The following is a 21,155-nucleotide window of genomic DNA, read 5'->3' on the forward strand; positions in this document are numbered from 1 at the left end:
ACCGCGCGCGGCCCGGCCCCCGGCCGGGCCTGCGCTCCTGTCTCCGCCCCGCTCCAGCCCGGCCGGCGCCCGTGCCGCGCTCAAAGCAGGCAGCCGCCTGATGCCAGAGAAGGGGTATGTCGTGGCTGGGGCGGTCGGCTCCGCGGCTTTAGCCACCTCCCCGGTCTGGGTCCCGCGTCGAGCAAGACCAGGGGGCCACTCGTGCACATTGCGGTCAGGCCCAAAGCCTGTCCGAGTTGCCAACCAGCGTACGGCCCCCTGATCATGCTCGACCCCAGACCGGGCAGGCCACCGGCCAAACCCGCTCCACCGACCTCGTATCAATCGCTCCGAACGCTGGCGGCTCGGCGACTCAACGAAGATAATCATGGCATGAATGCGCGAGCCCTGGTCGCTACAGGAACCATAGTCACGGTCGTCGCTGCTTCTGCGTTGGGCTATTACTTCAGCCAGGTCGGCTTGGATAAGGCCGACAAGACGGCAAGTATTGCCGGGCTCTTTATCGCGCTGGCAGGCCTAGCACTTTCGATTTATGGAATAGCGGAAGCTCGGAAGTCACACACACCTCAACCAACTAATCAGAAAGTTACCAGCTCCAGTATTTCTGGTAGCAACATTCAGATTGGACAAACCGGCGGCTCGGTACGAATTAAGCGATCCAGCTCGCACTCAACGGCGAGTCAGGATCCGCCTCCCTCGACGCCCGAATCTGGTACGGCCGCGAATGCAGGGCAAGAAGTAAGGGGTTCACGAATCTCTGGGAATAATCTCCAACTCGGTTCATCTACAGGCGATGTGGAAATCGAAGAATCGTAATGGTGAAAGATCTGGACAGCGCACAACTGTGGGTTGCAGACTCACACATCGGCGGCCACAACATTCAGATTGGTTACGCTGGCGGTGATGTCAACGTAACCATAAGGACAGGCCCCGACGGCCCGCAAAGCACCTACGCTCGCTCCTACATAGCAGACCAACTGATTCGTGAATGCTCCAAGAGGCGAGAAATTCTGCGCAGGGCCCCTGGGGTCACCCAAGAGCAGGCAAACCTAAGTACAGAGTTCGATGCAAATGATCCGGATGGTCTGATCTCACTCGGTTCGGGTAAGGTCGTGGCTCTGGTCGGGCCCATGGGCGCTGGAAAATCCGACATGGCCAACCTATGGCTAGCAAACCGATGTCGCGAGTTCGCCGAAGACGACGGAAAACCACTACCTCTCTGGATCGCAGCGAGGGGTATTTCCAGTGACTTGGAGTCGTGGATAACAAGCAGGGTTGATTCGTCGACCCTAGCAGAGGTGGGGGTTTCGCTGGTTGTCGACGGAATAGACGAGACCTCGAAAGGGGCCCAACTTGTTGAAGAATGCCAGATTCTAGCTGCCCGATGGCCTAAGTCGCAAATATTGATTACTGGGCGCCCAGGGACTTTTCCTGACCACGTGGAATGCGTCCACTTGGAAAGCTGGTCGGAAGACGCAGCTTTCGAGATGATCCGTAAGGTCGCCGGATCCCCGAACATTCATCCGTACAGTTATCCTCCTCAAATTGTGGAAGCTGTTCGGCGCCCACTTTTCGCTATGCTGGTAGTTAGCATCCACAGCGCGCACGAGAGTGTGCCAGAAACTTCTGCTGGTCTCATTCAGCAATGTGCACTTCGGTCCCTTGAGCGCAGCACTGGTTCTTGGCGAGAGTCCTTTCCATTGCTACGCCGGATTGCCGTTTCTTCTGTTGCAAACGATGGCAACGTAGCACTAGCCGAAGTCGGCGGAGAGGCGATACGGCACAGTTTGCAAGAATCTCGTCTAGTGGCCTTTTCAGAGCACAAAGTTTCCTTCACTCTGAGCCTCTTTGAGCAGTGGTTTGCGGCGGAGGCATTGCTGCAGGGGGAAGCAGACCTTGATCACATCCTTAGCGACCTTGCGTCCTTCGCTAAGTGGCGGTATGTACTTGCTCTTTCCATGCAAACAGGCAGCTCCGAGCATATTGATGACATTATGACTGCTCTCGCTAAATGGAACCCCGGTGCAGCCGCCTGGGTCGTACGCGAGGGTATCGGAAGGCCATTTGGTAATAACAACTCATCTTGCGAACTACCTGGATGGAAAGCCGTTGCCACGCGACTTCATCGCGCCACGACAAGTTGGTGTACAGGTATAGGCGAGCTAGCCCCAGTGGTGACAGTGCTCGATGCCGGAAAAAATGCTAGTGACCACCTAAAGTTGCATTTGGCAGTCGAAGAGACCGGCACGAGATTCATATACGCATGGGAGCAGGGAAGTTCGGATTCGAAAGATATTCACCATCTTCCCAACCCACAGGAACTGGTAGGGAGGGGTATAGGTGTTGGGTCTTCCCCTGCACCGGCCGGTGACGCCTGGGTATGGGGTTGGACTCTCCACCATATGCAGCAGGGCATAGAGCGAAATTTGCCCAATGCCCTACACCTGCATGCGCCGCTGAGTGGAGTCATTGAGACCGAGTACATATGGGCCGTAATTTATGCCCTACTTCGAAGAGGTTCATTTCTCCATGCAGAACCTGTCGAGGTAGAGGAACTAAAAGCTCTCGTACGGGAACTTCGGGAGAAGGCTCGTGAGCACGGTCCTGTGGAGGACTACGCATACCAGTATGGAGCCGGGAGGAAAATTACACGTTTGGATCTCATACTTGTCGACGAGTGGCTCAATCGACAGCACGAAGGTCAGCTAACGCCCCCCTGGCCGTCAGTTGACGTGAATAGGCCAAGCTCTGGGTGGGTATGGAAGTTCTACACGCCTGAGCGGCTGCTTGAGTTGACCCGCTTCGTTTATGCTCGCGCCCTCGACGCGTACGCTGAAATGATGAGCACGCTATTTGCGAATTTCACTTATACCCTGAATCACTCTTCCCTGTTGCCAGCAACCCTAAAAGGAACCTTGCATGTAGGCGAGGGCGATTCATTCACGGATGGTCCGGTACTTGACTATTGTTTGATCCCGCTCGCCGATACGGAATCGAGCCAGAGTCGTGTCGATATTTCCATTGCCCAGTCAAGGGAGGTGCGGATACCGCAAGAGTATGAGAAGTATCAGCCATATCTGCGGAGGTTTCACATTGACAACCCTGAGAGAGCGCCGTTCTCTTTTCATGGCTGGACGCAGACAGCTCTGCACATATGGGAAAGTCGACCTGCAACGAATATCGCGTTCCGATGGCTTTGGAGCGACCTTAGGTCACTCGGCTTGGTGACTAGCCTCCCCCGTGACTTGCGGTAGTTCGGACTCTCTCGAACTCTGCTTCGCCCAGAGCGATGGGCGAAGAGTTCGGCGAGGCGTTCGCCGAGCCGAGGGGAGACGGGCACCCGGGCTCAGAGCATCCCTCGTACCACCCCCAGGGACGACCCAGTAACTTTAACGCTAGCCCTGCCGACTCATCTGTTCTGTCGATTCAGGCCGCTGGCCTGCAGCACAAGAAGGCGGGGCAGTCCGTCTCAGTTTCCGTCTCATTTCAGTACCGTTCACGGCCGTTCAGGCAGGACCGGAATGGGCAGCCGCTCAGACGACCGGCTGCCGATGAACGCAGGTGAACGACCCTGTACTAGGCCCAGGACAGCACCACCACAGTGAAAAGCGTGCGCCCCTGAGCAACCTCATTGGGCCACCGTGCACCACTGCGCGAAGCAGTGCGCCTTCCACAGAGGACATGTGCCCGGCAATCCTGAACTGGTCCGCACGACGGTCGAGACCCGGGGGGTGGGAGACGTGGCTCGTACGCAGTCCAGGTGTGGAGCGCTCACAGAGAAGGGCACTCGGTGCCGGCGGCTGGCGATGGTCGGTGCGTCGCGATGCAACCTGCACCGTGGCGAGTGGTCGTCGTACACCATCGAGAAGCGCAAGGAAGCCGAACGCAAGGCGAAGACACGCAAGCGGCGCAAGTGATCCCAGCCGGTGTGAGGTGACATCCATGGCTGACATCAACGACAGTGGACAGCGGCGGCGCCGTACGGTCCGACTCGGCCATGGCCGCCCCGCGCAGCACGGGTGGACAGGCGGTCAGACCGAACTCCTAAAGCGGGTGTCGCAGGTTCGAATCCTGCCGGGGGCACACGGCACAGGGCTGGTTCGAAGGGCTTGGGCCCTCGAACCAGCCCTGTTGCGTGCTTACGCCCGTGCCACGGCGAATCATGAAGTCCGGTCTGCTCCCACCGCACCATTGCCTTGCCGTCAGCCTTCGTGAGGCACCCTCGGGCGGGTGACCGGCACGACGGTGAGGAGGTCGTCCAGCCCTTTGAAGTCGTCGGGGTTGGTGGTGAAGAGGGGAAGGTCCTCAGCCACGGCGATGGCAGCGATCATCAGGTCGGCCACCCGGCGGCGCGGCTTGCGGCCGGCGCTGATCACTGCGGCGCAGATGCGGCCGTAGATGCGGGCTGCTTCGGCATCGAAGGGGATGGGGTCGAACTCGTTCTCGGCGCGTTGCAGGACGTCGAGCCTGCGGGCGCGTTCGGCGTGTTCGTCGTAACTGCTCTGTTCGTCGTTGCGACGGACCTCGTGCGGACCGGCGGACAACTCGGCCAGGGTGATGGCGGTGATCGCCATTTCGTCCGGTAGCTCCTCGGGCGCCACCCAGCGGCGCAGAATCATGATGTTGGTGTCGAGGATGCCCTGCCGATACGTCGAGCGGTCAGCGGTCATAGGGATCGTCCGGGTAGGTGTCGGCCGTGGCCTCCTGATCGGCCCGGAACCTGTCAAGGTCGATGCCGGGGGCGGTCCTGGACATCGCGGCGAATTCCTGGCGGGAGACGAACCGACGGCGTCGACGCAGCGGGACGAGCTGGCCGATCGGATGTCCGTCGCGGGTGACGGTGAACGACTGACCGCTCTGTATGGCATCCATGATCTCTCGGGATCGGCTGCGTAGATCCCGTTGGGTGATTTCGGGCTGAGCGCTCATATCGACCACGGTAGCACCGGGTGCTACCAGGTGCCACATGTCGACCGAAGGCTGGCGCCGACACACCTTCGGCCATGGGGGCCGGGTACGGCCTTGGTCGATCGATCTGGCCGGAGCCACGGATGAGAACGCATCCGACATCGACGACGTGGGACGCGGACAAACGCCGGCGACTCCCGCCGGCCGTCGCGCCAATCGGCAACAGCAGTCGGACCCCGCTCGGGCCGAACTCCGATGCGGGTGTCGCAGGTTCGAATCCTGCCGGGGGCACAAGAGAAAAGGCCAGCTCAGGAGGGTTTCCTCCGAGGCTGGCCCTTCGGCATTCCGGGGGCCGTGCCACACGCGTGCCACACGGGTTACCAGGTCTGGGGCACCGTCCCTCGGGGCGTGTCCGACGGACCGCGTGGCACACCAGCGCCCATCGACGTCCCGGACCAAGACCTGGTGCTCCTCGCCCCCGGCCCGACCCATCCACTGCCGAACGGTATGGTCCACTCCCCCGCACCATCGGGTATCCCCTACGGGCCCCGAGGGGGTTTCCCCCTGTGCGCTTCGGGGGGTCGCTCCATGTCCCAGCGGAGCGACCGACGGGCATGATCCATCCATGACGTTACGGCGAACAAGTATCCGGATGCTGGCTGGTGTGGCGGTCCTCGGCAGTGTCTCCGCCCTGGTGGCACCGGTCTCGGCGGCCGGCTCCCACAGCGAGCGGGTACAAGGCGGGGCCGTCGTCTCCGTCGAGCAAACGGCCGATCTCACAGCGGAGGAAGTGGCCGGGGAACTCCGGGAAAAGATCGACTCCTCCCAGGTCCGCTACGGCGTGACCGCCTATCGGGTCACCTACCGCACCACTGACAGCGCGGGTGCCCCCACGACCGCGAGCCAGCTCGTCGTCCTGCCCAAGAATGGGGCGCGCCACCTGTCCACCGTCTCCTGGCTGCACGGCACCACCGTCTACCGCAAGGACGTCGCCTCGGAGAATCCGAAGTCGAACGACCGGCTTGCCGCCCTGCTGTTCGCCTCGACCGGGCGGGCCGTTTCGGCGCCCGACTACGTGGGCCTCGGCTCGGGTGAAGGCTTCCACCCCTACGGTGACCCTCGGGCCACCGTCGCGGCCTCGGTGGACGGCCTGCGCGCGGCCCGGACCTTCGCCCACCGGAACGGCCGGGAGCTGAAGCGGAAGGTTCAGGTCAGCGGGTTCTCGCAGGGCGGCCCCGCGACCATGCTGGTGGGCCGGGCGCTTCAGCAGGAGGGTGCCGACCGCTACTTCCGGCTGGGGGCACTCGCACCGGTCGGCGGCCCCTACCACCTCTCGGCCTTCGAGGCCGCCGCGGCCGACGACAAGATCGCCAAATCCGGCATCTACCTCGCGTACTTCGTCACCGCCTGGAACAAGATGTACGGCCTCTACACGTCACCCGGCGACGTCTTCCGCTCCCCCTACGACAGCAAGGTGGAGGGGCTCTTCGACGGCCATCACACCGCCGGGCAGATCGTCAGCGAACTCCCGGCGGCATCCAAGGACCTGTTCACCGAGGACTTCCTGAACAAGATCCGCAAGCCCGACGGTGTCCTGAAGGACAAGCTGCGCCCGATGGACAACACGTGCGACTGGCGGCCGAACGTACCAGTGGAGATATTCCACGGCCGGGGCGACAAGGACGTCGACTTCAGCCACGCGGCCTACTGCGCCGGTCAGTTGACGAGAAACGGCGCCGCACGCCGGCTGACCGATGTCGGCGACCACGACCACAACGGATCGGTGCGACAGGCCCTGCCCCGGATCGTCAGGTTCTTCGACGAGTCGACGAAGACCGGCTGAAGCGCGCCACCGGCGACGGCTGGTCGAGCGAAGGGTGCACTCGACCGTGTCGTTCGTCGCCTGTCGGACATGCTCCGGTCCGGAGGCACCTCATCCTCACTCTCGCGAATCATGGCACCAAGACGATCGGCGATGGCCCGGTCCCGGTCGCTGGTCATGTGCTGATGGATCAGCGCGGCCCGGGAGTGCTGTGAGGCGCAGGTCTTCGACTGCCGGGGCCCGGTGCCCAGGTGGCGTCGTGGTGCTCCGGTCCGTACCCACGATGGTCCGTACCCACGATGGTCCGTACCCACGGTGAAGGGCCACAGGGCAGAGGAACCCCAGCCGACGTGCGGCTGGGGTTCCCCGGGGCGGTGCGTACCGGTCAGCGGGCGGCGTTGCCCGTGCCGGGGGCCGCTCGCCCTACTCCGGCAGGCCGCCCCGTATCACGATCACCGTGGGGCCGGGCAGGTCAGCGCCGCAGGGTGAGGACACCCGGCCGGTACGGCAGCTGGTCGTAGGGTCCGCCCGCATGCGGGGACTTGCCCTGGTAGAGGAACTGGAGGTTGCACGGGTCGATGGTCATGGTCTGGTCGGGGCTGGTGCGGACCAGGTCACCGTGGCTGATGTCGTTGGTCCAGGTGGCACCGCTGTTGGCCTTGCCCGCGAAGGGGTTGCCCTCGGTGGCGGCCTGCGGGGTCCACGAACCGCTCAGGCTGGAGGCCGTGAAGGACCGGAAGTAGCGCTGCTCGTTCACGCCGCGGGCCTCCACGATCATGAGGTACTGGTTCTGGCCCTGGACCTTGTAGACCTGCGGTGCCTCGAACAGGTTTTTGGCCGTGTCGCTCATGACCGTCGTGTACGACGAGCCGAAGTTGCCCGGGAAGTTCCCGATCGGCATGGTCGCCCGGTAGATCTTGCCGTTGTCCCCGGCGAAGAAGAGGTACATGTTGTTCTCGTCGCCGATCAGGGTCTGGTCGATCGGGCCGGTGCCGGGGGCGGGGAGGGTGCCGGTGAACAGCGGCTGCGGCGCGGACCAGCCGTTGGGGTTGGTCGGGTCGCTCGACGTGCGGTAGCTGAAGGGCGACGCCCCCCACTGGTACGCCAGCACCCAGATCTTCTTGGGCGCGAAGTAGAACAGCGTGGGCGCCACCGCTTTCTGGTTCATCCGGGTCTGCCCGGCCGACGCCATGTCCGACCAGTTGGTGAAGGGGCTGAACGCCATCGAGCCGTAGGAGGTCCCGGACGCGCTCGACGCGTAGACCAGGTGCTTGCCGTTGTGCGTCACGTGGGTGAAGTCCTTCAGCGCGGCCCACCCGTTCGACGGCTGCGCGAGCGGACCCGTCGAACTCCACTTGTACGTCGAGGGAAGAGCGCACGTGGTGCCGCCACCCGAACCGGACGGGGCCGTCCACTTCTGGTTGCCGACGGACGCGCAGGTGTACAGCTGGATCGTGGTGCCGTTCGCGGTGGCCGCGCCGACCACGTCGAGGCACAGGCCGGACTGGACGCCGGTGATCGTGCCGTCCGTGTTGACGTCCCACTTCTGGTTGACGCCACCGTTGCAGTCCCAGACGACCACCGGGGTGCCGTTGCTGGTGCCCTTGCTCTTGGCGTCCAGGCACTTGTTCCCGTGGATCCTCAGCTCCTTGGCGGCGGTGCGGGTCCAGCGCTGGTTGGCCTGTCCGCTGCAGTCCGACAGCTGCGCCTGGGCGCCGTCGGCCGTGGCGGAGCCGGGGATGTCGAGGCAGCGGCCGGAGGCCGCGCCCTTGATCTCCCCGGTACCGTCGGCCGGCTGTGTCGGGGTGGTGCCCGAGCCGGAGTTGAGGGCGTTCATGACGGCGGTGTACGCGGGCTTGGGCTTGCCGTTGCTGTCGAACAGCAGGGGTTTCTCGTCGCTGCGCCAGGAGTCGCTGTCGCGGACGCCCCACACCGTGATGCCGGTGCACCGGGCCACCGACAGGCAGGCGTTGACCGCGTTCGCGTAGTGGGTGGGGGACGCCTGAGCGATGTCCAGCTCGGTGATCTGGACATCGACGCCGAGGGCGGCGAAGTTGGCGAGGGTGGTCCTGAAGCTCCCCGGCGGGCCGCCCGCGCCGAAGTGGCTCTGGAGGCCGACGCAGTCGATGGGCACGCCGCGGGACTTGAAGTCCTTGACCATGCGGTAGACGCCCTGGGTCTTGGCGTCCGACCAGTTCTCGATGTTGTAGTCGTTGTAGCAGAGCTTGGCCGAGGAATCGGCGGCGCGGGCGGTGCGGAACGCCTCCTCGATGAAGCCGTTGCCGAGCACCTTCTGGAAGACCGAGTCGCGGAGCTGACCGCTGCCGCCGTCGACGAACGCCTCGTTGACCACGTCCCAGGCGTAGATCTTGCCCTTGTAGTGGGTCATCTGAGTGGTGATGTGGTGGTTCATCACACTGCGCAGCGTGCCCGCGTCGTGGATCGCGTTGACCCAGGCGGGGAGCTGCCGGTGCCAAACCGTGGTGTGGCCGCGCAGGCGCTGGCCACGTGCCATTGCACGGTTGACGATCTTGTCGGCGGGGCCGAACTGGAAGTTGCCGCGGGACGGCTCGATGGCGTCCCACTTCATCTCGTTCTCCGGGGTGATCATGTTGAACTCCCGGTCCGCGATCGCGGTGTACGTCGGGTCGCCGAGCCGGCCCGCGGCCACGGCGGTGCCGAAGTACCTGCCCGAGGGGGCCGCATGGGTACCCAGGCCCGCGGCTCCGGCGGAGCTGGGCAGGAACGTCACGACGCCGGCCACCAGCGCCGTGGCGGACAGCCCTGTCGTCAGTGTCCGGCGATGCCGGGGCAGGCGGTGCAGGCCCTTCATGATTCTCCTCGGAGGTCGCCGGTCATCCCGGGTGCCGTGATCGTGCGCGCGTCGGCCAGGGAGGTCTGGTCCGCCGCGAGGCGGGTGGGGTGCGGGACGCGTATCCGGTCCCGCGCACCGGTCGCCGCGGGACCGGTGGTGTGTCGGGTCATGGAAGTGGCTTTCTTCAGGGGGCAGGTCGTGGGGGATGCCGGGTGACCCGCCACATCGACGCGTCAAGGTGAGCGGCGGGAAGGGCACCCCTGAAGTGGAGGCTTGGCGACCCGCCGTCCCGTAACGGAAAAGTCGCGCCGTCCGGGTGGTTGCTTCGGTGATGCATCTCGCAGGCAGAAAGCGTTATGTCAGGCCGCGCGATCTGGCCGCCCCTCCGTGAAGGGCGCACCGCACCGCTGTCGGTGACGGACATGCGCTCAGCGCGAGGCAGCGTCCGACGGCATGCGGACAGGGGCCGGTTCCGGACGCTCCACCCGGCTCACCGCCGGGTGGTGGAGGGCGCGGTGCGGGACCGTGCCGCGTGCTGCGGGGTCACCGCTGTCGCCGTGCGACCCGGTCCGCGGCCCGCGCCGAGCGAGGAGCGGTTCTCAGGCCCAGGGCCCGCGGATGACGAAGGAAGCCTGGCCGGCGAAGGCCCGGGTGCCGTCGGAGCCGTCGAGCCAGACGCCACCGTCGCGGTGGCGTAGGACCGATCCGGGGTAGTTGTGCGCGTGCAGGGTCACGGACCCGGCGGCCGCCCCGGGGCGCGGGCAGAAGGTGGTGTCCTCCCGGAACAGTTCGCTGCCGTCGTCGGTGCTCAGCCGTAGCCGCAGGTAGTGGTGGCGAAGGTACCGGCCATCGGTAGCGCGGAAGGCGACGCACCGGGTGTCGGCCAGCCCCCTGACGACCGTGAAGGTGACCCGTCGCCGTGCCGGCTCGCCGCTGGAGGAGGAGACGGGGCCGAGCGCCGCGAAGTCGCCGTCATACGTGACGAACAGGCCGGGCCGGTCCACGGACTCCAGGGACCGCGCACCCAGCGGAACAGTGCCCGTGGCGGCGGACGGACGCGCCGGGGACGGTGCGGCCGGCGGTGTGGTGGGCGGGGTTGTGGGCGAGGTTGTGGGCGACGGGATCGGCCTGGGGGTACCGACCGGGGGCGCACCGCCCGTGGGAGTACCGCCCGTGGGAGCGGCGGTGACGCCGGGCTCCCGAGGCGCCGGTCCGGGCCACGTCGCGTAGACGGCGGTCCCGGCGATGAGCACCGCGCCGGCGGCGAGGCCCACCAGCGGATGAGCGGTCACCGCGTGGAGTTTGCCGATCAGCGAGCTGTGCGGACCGCCTCCCCCCGTCGCGGTGCCGACGGCGGCGTGTGCCGCGGCCAGCCCGGCGGTGCTCACGCCCGTACCCGACAGCAGGCCCTTGGCGGCCAGCGCGGCGATGAGTCCGGCCGGGACGGCCAGCGGCGCGATGCTGAAGAGCAGCAGTTCGGCCGGTACCCGTGCTGTCGTGGTCGCCAGGCAGACCGGGCAGTCGCGGGTGTGCCGCGCGATCCGCTTGCGCCACACCGAGGTACGGAGGCCGTCCCAGCCGGCGACGGTCTCGTCCAACCGCGGGCAGCGGGGGTCGGAGTCCAGCGCGGCGACGATCGTCCGGCTCAGTTCCAGCTGCTCGCGCATGCGCTGCAGGCGTACTCCGACGTGGGCGACGCTGAGCCCCATCGCGGCGGCGATGTCGTCGCGGCTCAGCGAGCCGGCGCACTCCTGCCACCACAGCGACAGCAGCACCCGGTGGTCCGGGTCGAGCCACCGGCCGGCTTCGACGACCTGACGGCGCTCGTCGGACACATGCAGACGCAGGATCGTCGCGTCCTCGAGTTCGGCGCCGCCGTCCGGTATCCGGTGTGCTTCGTCGATGACCGCGGTCCGGTCGGCGACGGCGCGTTGCCGGTGCCAGTGGGTATTGATCTGGCGGAGTGTGATCGCCACCAGCCAGGACCGGAAGCTCCCCGGGTTGCGCAGGGCGGGCAGGTCGCGCACCACGCGCAGCAGGGTTTCCTGGACGACGTCGTCGACGTCGGCATGTCCTCTCAGCGCTCGCCCGACGATGTTGTAGAGCAACGGCAGGTGGGCGGCTATCAGTTCCTCACGCGCCCGATCGTCGCCGGCCTGCGCAGCGACGACCAGCCCCGCGTGGTGGTCCGCGTCCATGAACCCCATCCCACCTCCCTCGGCGGAGGGTCCGCCGAGTACGGCGCCACACCTTAGCGTCGGCGAGGGAGTGCGGCCAAAGCCTGTGCCTTCGGCCGGTGGACCGGCCCGCGCGTCGCCTCACAGGGCCCGGTACCGCGCGTTGTGGGCCGGGAGCGGTGGCGTTCCATGCCCGGCTCCCACAGATCATCGGGGGGTGTTCGGGTGGCCGGCGGCCACCTCGTGGGCGGCCCGTTCACGACACCGACGCTCTCGGAGGGGACAGCTCCGGCCGTGGAGACGGCGTGCCGCGCACAGGCTGTGGCCACGTCCATGGCGCCGAACCGCCGGCGGATTCCGAGTCGAGCGGCGCGAAGGGTGAGGTGGTGCCGATGGTGACCGACCTCTCGGCCGCTGTCCGCAGGCAGGGGGGCGACGGTCGCCTCGGGGCCCACCGCGTCGTACCGGGCGACCGGCCCCTCGGTGGTCAGGCCGGTGCGCACCGACGCGGTGTCAGCGGGCCGGCCCGCACTGGGGAGACGGTCGGGGTGCGGGTGTCGGGGTCGCCGTCCGTGTTCCGGCCGCGGCACCGGCGTCGCCCGGCCACCGGAGTCCCGGGTCGAGGCAACCCTTTGCGGGATCTGTGACCACAAGGAGTCGGATGCGGCCGTTCCGGAGCCCGGGTCCGCCATACGTCTGCCGTACGGCACGCTAAGGAGCACACCCCCCATGAAGAACCCCACGAACGGCGGGCGCCGCGGGCGTCACCGCCGTCGCTGGACAGCGACCGGGCTTCTGCTCGGCGCCCCCGCCCTCGTCGTGCCGTATCTCCTGTTCGTGCAGGAGGACTCGCAGGCCGCGACGGTCGACGGCGATGCCTACTACGAGGTGGTCTCCGTGCACAGTGGCAAGGTGCTGGACGTCAACGGGTCCTCCACCGCCGACGGCACCCGTATCCAGCAGTGGACCGACCAGAACACCGCCAACCAGCAGTGGCGGCTGAGGACCACCGGGGACGGCTACTACGAGCTGGTGAACCGCAACAGCGGCAAGGTGCTGGGCGTCGCGGGCGACTCGACGGCCGAGAGGGCCGCCGCCGAGCAGCAGACCGACAGCTCCTCCACCTCCCAGGAGTGGCGGATCGACGGGGTGAGCGGTTCCGACGCCGTCACCTTCACCTCCCGCAGGAGCGGCCGGGTCCTGGACGTCTCCGGAAGCTCCACGGCCGACGGCACGGCAGTCGTCCAGTACCACGGCAAGGGCAGCACCAACCAGCAGTGGAGACTGGTGAGGACGGCCGGGACCCAGGCGGGCGCCACCGGGTCGTACGTGTGGAACAACGCCCAGGTGGTGGGCGGCGGTTACGTCACCGGGCTGGTGTTCAACCCGCGCGAGAAGGGCCTGCTGTACGCGCGCACCGACATGGGTGGCGCCTACCGCTGGGACGCCGCGGCGGAGCACTGGATCCCGCTGACCGACTGGGTCGGCGAGAAGGACTGGAACCTGCTGGGCATCGACTCGCTGGCCACCGACCCCGCCGACCCCGACCGGCTCTACCTCGCGGCGGGCACCTACACCAACGGCTGGGCGGGCAACGCCGAGCTCCTGCGCTCCACGGACCGGGGCCGCACCTTCCAGCGCACCGCCCTGCCGTTCAAGCTGGGCGGCAACGAGGACGGCCGCGGGGCGGGTGAGCGGCTGGCGATCAACCCGGCGGACAACCGCACCCTGCTGCTGGGCACCCGCAAGAACGGCCTGTGGCGCAGCACGGACCACGGCGCGACGTGGAGCCAGGTCTCCTCCTTTCCCGTCAAGGACGGGGCGAGCAGCGGCGCGGGCATCTCCTTCGTGACGTACGGCCCGGCCGGCAGCAGGACGGTCTACGTCGGCGTCGCCGACAAGTCCACCTCCCTGTACCGCTCCACCGACGGCGGCAGCACCTGGCAGGCCGTCCCCGGGCAGCCCACCGACCAGCTGCCGCAACACGGCGTGCTCTCCGGCGACGGCTCGCTGTACCTGACGTACACCAACGCCCTCGGACCCAACGGCGTGACGGCGGGCTCGGTGTGGAAGCACACGCCGGCCGGCGGGGCGTGGAAGAACGTCTCCCCGTCCCAGGGCAGCTACGGGTTCTCCGGCCTGGCCGTCGACCCGGGCAAGCCGTCCACGGTGATGGTCACCACCCTCGACCGCTGGTGGCCCGAGGACGAGCTCTACCGCACCACCGACGGCGGCACGACCTGGAAGGCGCTGGCCGGGAAATCGGTACGGAACGCCTCCGCCGCTCCTTACATCGGCACCCACACCGGGCACTGGATGACCGCCCTGGCCATCGACCCCTTCGACTCCGGGCACGTGCTGTACGGCACCGGCAACGGCATCTGGCGCAGCAAGGACGCCACCGCCACCGACAGCGGCGGAACCAGCCACTGGACCGTCGGCGCACGCGGCCTGGAGGAGACCGCGCTGATGGACGCGATCGCCCCGCCCGGCGGTGCCACCGTCATCACCGCGATGGGCGACCAGGGCGGCTTCCGCCACGAGGACCTGACCAAGGTGCCCGCCGGGCGGCTGGGCAACCCGATGATGACCAACAGCACCGACATCGACTTCGCCCAGTCCCACCCCTCGGTGATGGTCCGGGTCGGCCGGGGCGGCGCGCAGGACGGCGCCTATTCCACCGACGGCGGCCGCAGCTGGAACGGCTTCGCGGCGGAGCCGGTGGGCAGCGCCCAGGACGGCCGTGTCGCGCTCGCGGCGGACGGCTCCACCATCGTCTGGACCCAGGCCGGCCAGGCACCGTACCGCTCGACCGACAGGGGGGCGAGCTGGTCGAAGGTCAGCGGCCTGGGCACCGGCGCCGTGGTCGTCGCCGACCGCTCCTCGGCCAGGACCTTCTACTCCCTGTCCGGCGGCACGCTGCACGCCAGCACCGACGGCGGCGCGACCTTCACCGCCCGCGCCACCGGCCTTCCCGCCGACGGCCGGCTCACGGCCGTCCCCGGCGTCGCCGGAGACCTGTGGATCGCCGGCGGCGGCAAGGGGCTGCTGCGCTCCACCGACGGCGGCCGCACCTTCACCACGCTGAACACCGTGCGGTCCGCCTCCGCCGTCGGCTTCGGCAAGGCCGCGCCGGGCGCCGCGTACCAGGCCCTGTACCTGATCGGTACCGTCAAGGACGTCACCGGAGTCTTCCGCTCCACCGACAAGGGCGCCACCTGGCTCCGCGTCAACGACGACGCCCACCAGTGGGGCGGCATCGGCGGCGTCGGCGTCATCACCGGCGACCCCGACACCTACGGGCGCGTCTACGTCGGCACCAACGGACGCGGCCTCCAGTACGGCGACCCGTCCTGACCCCCACGCCCGAGCGGGGCCGCGGACACAACGGCCCGCGGCCCCCGAGGTCGCGCCCCATGCTGTGGCGCCGCCCCGCTCGGCACGGCGGCCGAACGTCCCGGCGGGCGTGTGGCACAGCGCCTCGACCCGTGGTCCCCCACCAAGCGGGACGTCCCACCCGCTCCCCGGCTACGCCCAAGCCCCCGCCCAGGGCTGGTCGTGGGGCCGGTACCCGGCCGTGCGGGTCGAGAAGGCGCCCCTGAAACCGTGGGCCGTGCCCCCGAGTGCTCCTGGCCGGTCCCGCTCCGTACCGGTTCGCGGGCGGTCCGGTGTGCCAGAGCCGGCCCAAGGCGGGGATCACCTCCCGCAAGGGCATGGGCCGGCAGGTGGTTGCCGAGTAAAGTCACATCATCACTACTGGTGAGGGGACCAGGGCTCGGTGCACGCACGCCGAGACGCTGGTGGGGAGGGCCTGTAGAGCATGAGCCGTCGCTCCAATGGGTTGGTCGGTGTCTGGGCAGAAGCGCAGCGCCAACAGCAACGTCAGCACGAGGCGCAAGCCAGGTACCAGCGCGATCAGGAGAGGCAACAGCGCGCCTACCAGCGAGAACTCGCGCGCAGCCACCGTGAGCAGAAAGCGGCCTACCGGGAGCAGCGCGAGGCGGAGGCCCGGCGGCGCACGGAGGAGCTCGACGCGCGGGTCGAGTCGTTGCGGGGTCTGCTGGCGGCGGGGTGCCGGGCTCCGGCGTTCAGGGCCGGCGCACTGACGCGGCCTGAGCAGGTCGCGCCGTTCTCCCCGGGCCGGCTCGCACACCCGATCCCGATGCCGGACCCGGACCAGTACCAGCCACAGGGGGGTTGGATCACCACGCGGCGTGCCCAGGCGCAGGCGGAGGCCCGGTCCAGGTTCGAGCGGGACTGGCAGGCCGCACAGGCCGCGGAGGTGCAACGGCAGCACCAGTTGGCCACCTACCGTCTGCAGTACCAGCAGTGGGCCGAGGCCCAGTTGGGTGAGATCCGCCGGCACAACGCGGGCATAGCCGAGATGACGGCCGGCCTTCGCCACGGGGATCCCGAGGCCGCGGTGGAGTACTTCTCCGCCGCCCTCTACGCCTCGACCGGATGGCCGGAGGACCTGCCCCGTCAGGTGTGCGCGGCCTACGACTGCGACGCGCGCCAGTTGGTCCTGAACTGGGAACTGCCCAAGTACGACGTCGTCCCGGAGGCGAAGTCGGTGCGCTATCTGATCAATGCCGATCAGGAGAAGGAATCGCCCCGGCCGGTGACGCAGCGCCGTGCCCTGTACCGGGACGTACTCGCGCAGTGCCTCCTGCTGGTTCTGCGTGATCTCTTCGCGGCCGATGAGTTCGGCGCGCTGGATTCGGTCGCGCTGAACGGGTTCGTGGACGATCACGACCCGACGACCGGCCGACGCACGCACCTGTTCCTCGGCACCGTCATGGCCCCGCGGGCGGCTTTCGCCGGGCTGCACCTGGAACAGGTGAACGCCGTCAACTGCCTGGTGGACGGACTCCGGGGGCAGTTGTCCTCCCGCCCGGACCAGTACGCGCCCGTGCGGCCCGTCCGGCTTCCCGAAGACGTCGGCAACGGCGTCGTCACCCATGGAGGGGACGAGGAACCGGATCTGTACGAGATGGATCCGATCGCCTTCGAAGCGCTGGTCGCCGACCTGTTCCGGGCCATGGGCATGCAGGCCGTGACCACACAGCGCTCGAACGACGGCGGCGTGGACGTCGATGCGCTGGACCCGACGCCGATTCGCGGCGGCAAGATCGTCGTACAGGTCAAGCGCTACCGCAACACCGTGCCTCCGACAGCCGTCCGCGACCTGTACGGCACCGTCCAGGACGTCGGCGCCAACAAGGGCGTGCTGGTCACGACGTCCGGCTTCGGCCCGGGCTCGCACGCCTTCGCCAATGGCAAGCCCCTGGAACTGGTGGCAGGCCCCGAACTGGTCGACCTGCTGCACCGCCACGGACTGCGCGGACGGCTGGGCAACCGCGAACGCCCGGCGCCCGCCCGGCGGACGGCGCCGGACAGTGAGACCCGCACGGAGGACCACAACCTGTTGGGCATGTACTGGTCGGGCAGCGTCGCCCTGGACGTGTGCGCGCTCGTCTGCCACGGCAACCGGGTGCTGGACGACGACCACTTCGTCTTCTACAACAACCCCCGGACACCCGATGGCACGGTCCGCGCACTCGTCCCCGTCGCGCCGGACCGAGCCGCCATCCAGGTCTCCTTCGACGCCCTGCCGGCGCGGGCCGACCGCCTCGTCGTCATCGCCGCCATCGACCCTGTCGCCAACCCCGCGGCCGACCTGTCCGGGTTCGTGGACGCCGGCATACGGTTGCTGGACTCCGAAGGAACCCCGCTCGACCAGCTTCAGGTCTCCGACGGCCGCACCGGCGAAACGGCCCTCGTACTGGGGTCCTTCCGCCGCCGGGCGAGCGGCGACTGGGAGTTCGTCCCCGGAGGCAAGGGATACCGGGGCGGTTTGGAGGAACTGGTCCAGGAGTACGGCATCGATGTGGCGTGACGCGCCTGCCGGCCCGCGGTCGGGGCGATCCCCCCGGGCCTTCGTGTCCCTGCTGAGCACCCGCTGCCGATGGGCCCACCGGTGGCCCGGGGCAGGCCCCACATCGGCTGGAGGCCGCGGGATCGCCTGCTGCGCGTGGGTGGCTGCGTGGTGCCGGTCCCGCACCCTCCGACGCGCGGATAGTCGCCGCCGTCGAACGTGTGGTGCTGGTGCTGAACGAGATCGACGACACGCACGGGGCCTACCGGACCGTCGAACGTGAGGGTCTGTGTGAGGCCGTCGACCGGGCACTCACCGGGCACGGCGTCGACGTGTCCGGTCTTGCCGCGCGCAACGGCATGGACCGGTCCGAGATCACGGACACATGGCGGGAGTGGTAGGGAGCCCCACCGGCCGGCGGCCCGACGGGCGGCGGGCGAGTTCCTGGCTCAGGACGGCTGTGCCGTCACCGGGAGAGGTTCCGGTGGGCTCGCGCGTGCAGGGCGATACCAGCCGATACCGAGACATTGAGCGACTCGGCCGCGGGGTTCATCGGGATCGACACCGACTCGGTCGCGACCTGCGAGAAGCCGCCCGAGGGCCCGGTCTTCTCGCTGCCGAACATGAGGACGAGCCGCTCGTCGATGCCGCCGAGGTCGCCCACCGTGAGAGCACCGTCGCTGTCGAAGACGACCAGTCGCATGCCGCTGTCCTGGAAGTGGCGCAGCGCCTCCTCCCGTGACGCGAGGACGATCGGCAGCGAGAACACGTATCCCCGGCTCGCCCGGACCAGGCGCCGGTCCGCGATGCTGACGAGGTCGCTGTCCACCAGCACGATGCCCGCGGCCCCCAGCGCGAACGAGGTCCGCACGATGGCGCCGATATTGCCGACGATCTTGACTCCGTCGAGCAGGATGAGGTCGCCGGTGCCGGCCGCCAGGTCCGCCAGGCGCGCGGGCCGGGGAACCCGGGCGATACCGAACGCCTTGGGCTTCTTCTCGGTCTTGAAGACCTGGTTGGCGATGGGCGACGCGATCAGACGCACCGGGATGCCGCGCTGTTCGCACGCCGCGAGCAGGTCGCTCGGCAGCGGGGTGGTCTCCAGCCCGTAGACCTCGGTGAACTCGACCCCGGCGCGGATGCTCTGCAGGAGCGGCTCGGGGTCCTCGATCAGTGCCGTCCGGACAACCGACCTCGAATGCTTCGTGACATCGATGATTCGCTGTACGGCGGGATCGGAGCGCTCGGTGATGACGTCAAGGCTGGACACGCCGAAGACGTTAACACGATCATTGTCGCCGGTTTGTGCCGTTCAAGGCGAGGTCACCGGCCCGGGCTCCGCACCGGTGTCCCCGGCCGGCCGTCCGGCGCCCGGCCCGGGGCAGGGCCCTCAGCCCGGCGGCTCAGGGCGCCCCGGCACCGCTTGTCGCCCCGGCACCGCCCGCAACCGCACGGGCAACGGCACCGCATCGCCGAGGGGGGCGGCGAGGGGCCGGCCGGCACATCCGGGTGGTCCGGGTCGCTCACCTCCGCACGCCCGCTCCACCCGCCCGCCCCCTGCTGCTCCTGCTCCTGCTCCTGCCTCAGGGCGCGGTGCCCTCCAGGGCGACGCCCAGGCCGGCCAGCGTCTCGTGGACGCTCTTTCCTTCGGCGATGGCCTCGAGCGCGAAGCCACCGACCGAGGTCGGCGGATAGCCGATGAGTTCGACCACGCGGCTGACGCTGTACAGACCCGGCATCTGGTCGGCCCGGTCCCACAGGTAGACCGCGCCCCACAGTTGGCGTTCGGCGTCGGAGAACCAGGCCTTGAGTCGCATACCGTCCAATGTGGAGTAGGCGTCGACGGCATAGTCCCGCAGATAATCCCGCAGGCTCTCCACAGTGGCTTCCGACTTCTTCAGATCCCACATAACGATCGAAACGTACATACTTCACGCGCCCCCAGGCCGTACGGGTAACTCCGAAAGGTCCAGCGTACTCGCCCCGCCGAAAACCGTACGAGAGAAATGGGACCTCAGGCGGGCACCTAAGCGGAGCGAGTAATTCCGGACCCGCGAGCGACAACCGGCATTTCCCTCCCCCGCCGAACCCGGCCCTCGATTCCGGCACCAGCGGGCGGCGGGATTGCCCGGAGTTTCGGAGCCGCGTGAGATCCGCCTCATTTCCGGGCGGCCGCGAAAGGCATCGGCACGCCTTCCATCCGCTTGGATAGGGTGCGTCAGATATAGCCATATCCTTGGATCAGCAGCGGAGAAGACCGTGCCGGACCGCCAGAACAGCGCCTTCCCCTACCCCCGTACCTGTCCGCTCCTTCCGCCGCGGGAGTACGCCTCCCTGCGCGCCGAACAGCCGATCAGCAAGGTCACACTGGCCTCCGGGCGGACCGCCTGGCTGCTCACGCGGCACGAGCACATACGGCAGTTGCTCGCCAGCCCCCAAGTCAGCTCGAACATGGCCCACCCCGGATACCCGCTCCACTTCGATGTGCCGGCGGAGGTCATGGAGCAGATGCGGCCGGTGATGCTCGCCATGGACCCCCCGGTGCACACCGCGCAGCGCAAAATGGTGATCCCGGAGTTCACCGTCAAGCGCGTGCTGCAACTGCGGCCCCGTATTCAGGAGATCGTGGACGAACGCATCTCCGTCATGCTCGCCGGCGAGAGGCCGGCCGACCTGGTGGAGGAACTCGCCCTTCCCGTTCCGTCCCTGGCGATCAGTGAACTGCTCGGGGTGCCCTACGCCGATCGCGCGTTCTTCCAGGACTGCACCAGGAAGCTGGTCTCGGTGGACACCGATCCCCAGGAACGGATGACGGCGCACCAGGAACTCCACGCGTACTTCGACCGACTCGTCACGGCGAAGACGGCGGACCCCGGGGACGACCTGCTCGGCAGGCTGGTGCTGAAGAACCGCGAGACCGGCACGTTCGACCACACCGGACTGGTCGGAATGGCGAACGTCCTGCTGGTCGGCGGATTCGAGACCACCGCGAACATGATCTCCCTCGGCGTGGTGGGCCTGCTGGAGAACCCCGGCCAACTGGAGAAGCTCCGGGCCGACCCCGGCCTGGCCCCGCAGGCCGTCGACGAGCTGCTGCGCTATTTCAGCATCGCCGACCAGGTGACCTCCCGTGTGGTGCTGGAGGACATCGAGATCGGCGGGGTGCTGATCCGCGCGGGCGAGGGGGTGCTCGGGCTGAGCGCCTCGGCCAACCACGACGAGGAGGTGTACCCCGAGGCGGACCGACTGGACATCGACCGGGGCGGCAGGCACCACCTGGCCTTCGGCCACGGCATCCACCAGTGCATCGGCCAGAACCTCGCCAAGATGGAGCTGGAGACCGTGTTCACCACCCTCTTCGCCAGGATCCCCGGCCTGAAACTGGCCGCCCCGGTGGCGGAGCTGCCGTTCAAGGACAGCATGGGGGTGTACGGCCTGCACAGGCTCCCGGTGACCTGGTGAGACACCCGTGAGGCCTCCGGGGACGGTCGTCCCGCGGACAGGACCTGTCCGACCGGAGGCCTCACTCCCGTCCGGCACCGGGACCCCGGGACC

General features: G+C 68.0%; 14 protein-coding genes. 7 read left to right on the forward strand and 7 right to left on the reverse strand.

What is annotated here, in order from left to right; translation table 11 throughout:
• Positions 1-372 precede the first annotated feature (372 nt).
• Together AB0H53_RS13670 and AB0H53_RS13675 are read left to right on the forward strand one after the other, a co-directional pair.
• Positions 373-816 carry a hypothetical protein gene (locus AB0H53_RS13670; RefSeq protein ID WP_362111187.1) on the forward strand — a complete coding sequence of 148 codons (444 nt, stop codon included), beginning with the start codon at positions 373-375 and terminating at the stop codon, positions 814-816.
• A 2-nt stretch (positions 817-818) separates the two neighbouring features.
• Positions 819-3,254, forward strand: coding sequence for a hypothetical protein (locus tag AB0H53_RS13675; RefSeq protein ID WP_362111190.1), 2,436 nt, complete (start codon positions 819-821; stop codon positions 3,252-3,254).
• Positions 3,255-4,202: 948 nt separating this feature from the next.
• Here AB0H53_RS13675 and AB0H53_RS13680 read toward each other — a convergent pair.
• Positions 4,203-4,670 carry a type II toxin-antitoxin system VapC family toxin gene (locus AB0H53_RS13680; protein ID WP_362111193.1) on the reverse strand — a complete coding sequence of 156 codons (468 nt, stop codon included), beginning with the start codon at positions 4,668-4,670 and terminating at the stop codon, positions 4,203-4,205.
• The gene (locus AB0H53_RS13685; protein ID WP_362111196.1) at positions 4,660-4,929 is read right to left on the reverse strand and encodes a prevent-host-death protein; all 270 of its coding nucleotides are present in this window, start codon (positions 4,927-4,929) and stop codon (positions 4,660-4,662) included. Before AB0H53_RS13685 ends, AB0H53_RS13680 begins: the two co-directional genes overlap by 11 nt.
• Positions 4,930-5,533: 604 nt before the next feature.
• Between AB0H53_RS13685 and AB0H53_RS13690 the strand changes: the two genes are divergently transcribed.
• Positions 5,534-6,751: a lipase family protein gene (locus AB0H53_RS13690; protein WP_362111199.1), complete on the forward strand. Its 1,218-nt coding sequence runs from the start codon at positions 5,534-5,536 to the stop codon at positions 6,749-6,751.
• 451 nt (positions 6,752-7,202) lie between these two features.
• Here the strand turns inward: AB0H53_RS13690 and AB0H53_RS13695 are convergent, their stop codons facing one another.
• The 3 genes from AB0H53_RS13695 to AB0H53_RS13705 form a co-directional block, all read right to left on the reverse strand.
• Positions 7,203-9,563, reverse strand: a complete 2,361-nt coding sequence (locus AB0H53_RS13695; protein ID WP_362111202.1) for a non-reducing end alpha-L-arabinofuranosidase family hydrolase — start codon at positions 9,561-9,563, stop codon at positions 7,203-7,205.
• Positions 9,560-9,715, reverse strand: a complete 156-nt coding sequence (locus tag AB0H53_RS13700; RefSeq protein WP_362111205.1) for a hypothetical protein — start codon at positions 9,713-9,715, stop codon at positions 9,560-9,562. The genes AB0H53_RS13695 and AB0H53_RS13700 overlap by 4 nt, the downstream gene beginning before the upstream one ends.
• A gap of 429 nt (positions 9,716-10,144) precedes the next feature.
• Positions 10,145-11,743: a sigma-70 family RNA polymerase sigma factor gene (locus AB0H53_RS13705; RefSeq protein WP_362111208.1), complete on the reverse strand. Its 1,599-nt coding sequence runs from the start codon at positions 11,741-11,743 to the stop codon at positions 10,145-10,147.
• A 708-nt stretch (positions 11,744-12,451) separates the two neighbouring features.
• On the opposite strand from AB0H53_RS13705, the gene AB0H53_RS13710 reads away from it, so the two are divergent.
• The 3 genes from AB0H53_RS13710 (at position 12,452) to AB0H53_RS13720 (ending at position 18,001) form a co-directional block, all read left to right on the forward strand.
• On the forward strand, positions 12,452-15,079 hold the full coding sequence (locus AB0H53_RS13710; RefSeq protein WP_362111211.1) for an RICIN domain-containing protein: 2,628 nt from the start codon (positions 12,452-12,454) through the stop codon (positions 15,077-15,079).
• A gap of 463 nt (positions 15,080-15,542) precedes the next feature.
• The gene (locus AB0H53_RS13715; RefSeq protein WP_362111214.1) at positions 15,543-17,621 is read left to right on the forward strand and encodes a restriction endonuclease; all 2,079 of its coding nucleotides are present in this window, start codon (positions 15,543-15,545) and stop codon (positions 17,619-17,621) included.
• A 200-nt stretch (positions 17,622-17,821) separates the two neighbouring features.
• On the forward strand, positions 17,822-18,001 hold the full coding sequence (locus AB0H53_RS13720) for a hypothetical protein (RefSeq protein WP_362111217.1): 180 nt from the start codon (positions 17,822-17,824) through the stop codon (positions 17,999-18,001).
• Between the two features lie 65 nt (positions 18,002-18,066).
• Here the strand turns inward: AB0H53_RS13720 and nshR are convergent, their stop codons facing one another.
• Both nshR and AB0H53_RS13730 read right to left on the reverse strand, forming a co-directional pair.
• Positions 18,067-18,870, reverse strand: a complete 804-nt coding sequence (gene nshR, locus AB0H53_RS13725) for an NshR/TsnR family 23S rRNA methyltransferase (protein ID WP_362111220.1) — start codon at positions 18,868-18,870, stop codon at positions 18,067-18,069.
• A 313-nt stretch (positions 18,871-19,183) separates the two neighbouring features.
• Positions 19,184-19,417 carry a hypothetical protein gene (locus AB0H53_RS13730; RefSeq protein ID WP_362111223.1) on the reverse strand — a complete coding sequence of 78 codons (234 nt, stop codon included), beginning with the start codon at positions 19,415-19,417 and terminating at the stop codon, positions 19,184-19,186.
• Between the two features lie 442 nt (positions 19,418-19,859).
• Here AB0H53_RS13730 and AB0H53_RS13735 point away from each other — a divergent pair, with 442 nt between their 5' ends.
• The gene (locus AB0H53_RS13735; RefSeq protein ID WP_362111226.1) at positions 19,860-21,062 is read left to right on the forward strand and encodes a cytochrome P450; all 1,203 of its coding nucleotides are present in this window, start codon (positions 19,860-19,862) and stop codon (positions 21,060-21,062) included.
• The last annotated feature ends 93 nt before the right edge of the window (positions 21,063-21,155 follow it).

Origin of the sequence: Streptomyces sp. NPDC050856 (assembly GCF_040653855.1) — a bacterium.
Taxonomy (GTDB): Bacteria; Actinomycetota; Actinomycetes; order Streptomycetales; family Streptomycetaceae; genus Streptomyces.

What these genes read in the sequence shown, in the direction of transcription:
- AB0H53_RS13670 (WP_362111187.1), top strand. Translation starts at nt 373, where the DNA reads ATGAATGCGCGAGCCCTGGTCGCTACAGGAACCATAGTCACGGTCGTC.
- AB0H53_RS13680 (WP_362111193.1), bottom strand. Translation starts at nt 4,670, where the DNA reads ATGACCGCTGACCGCTCGACGTATCGGCAGGGCATCCTCGACACCAAC.
- AB0H53_RS13685 (WP_362111196.1), bottom strand. Translation starts at nt 4,929, where the DNA reads ATGAGCGCTCAGCCCGAAATCACCCAACGGGATCTACGCAGCCGATCC.
- AB0H53_RS13690 (WP_362111199.1), top strand. Translation starts at nt 5,534, where the DNA reads ATGACGTTACGGCGAACAAGTATCCGGATGCTGGCTGGTGTGGCGGTC.
- AB0H53_RS13695 (WP_362111202.1), bottom strand. Translation starts at nt 9,563, where the DNA reads ATGAAGGGCCTGCACCGCCTGCCCCGGCATCGCCGGACACTGACGACA.
- AB0H53_RS13700 (WP_362111205.1), bottom strand. Translation starts at nt 9,715, where the DNA reads ATGACCCGACACACCACCGGTCCCGCGGCGACCGGTGCGCGGGACCGG.
- AB0H53_RS13705 (WP_362111208.1), bottom strand. Translation starts at nt 11,743, where the DNA reads ATGGACGCGGACCACCACGCGGGGCTGGTCGTCGCTGCGCAGGCCGGC.
- AB0H53_RS13710 (WP_362111211.1), top strand. Translation starts at nt 12,452, where the DNA reads ATGAAGAACCCCACGAACGGCGGGCGCCGCGGGCGTCACCGCCGTCGC.
- AB0H53_RS13715 (WP_362111214.1), top strand. Translation starts at nt 15,543, where the DNA reads ATGAGCCGTCGCTCCAATGGGTTGGTCGGTGTCTGGGCAGAAGCGCAG.
- AB0H53_RS13730 (WP_362111223.1), bottom strand. Translation starts at nt 19,417, where the DNA reads ATGCGACTCAAGGCCTGGTTCTCCGACGCCGAACGCCAACTGTGGGGC.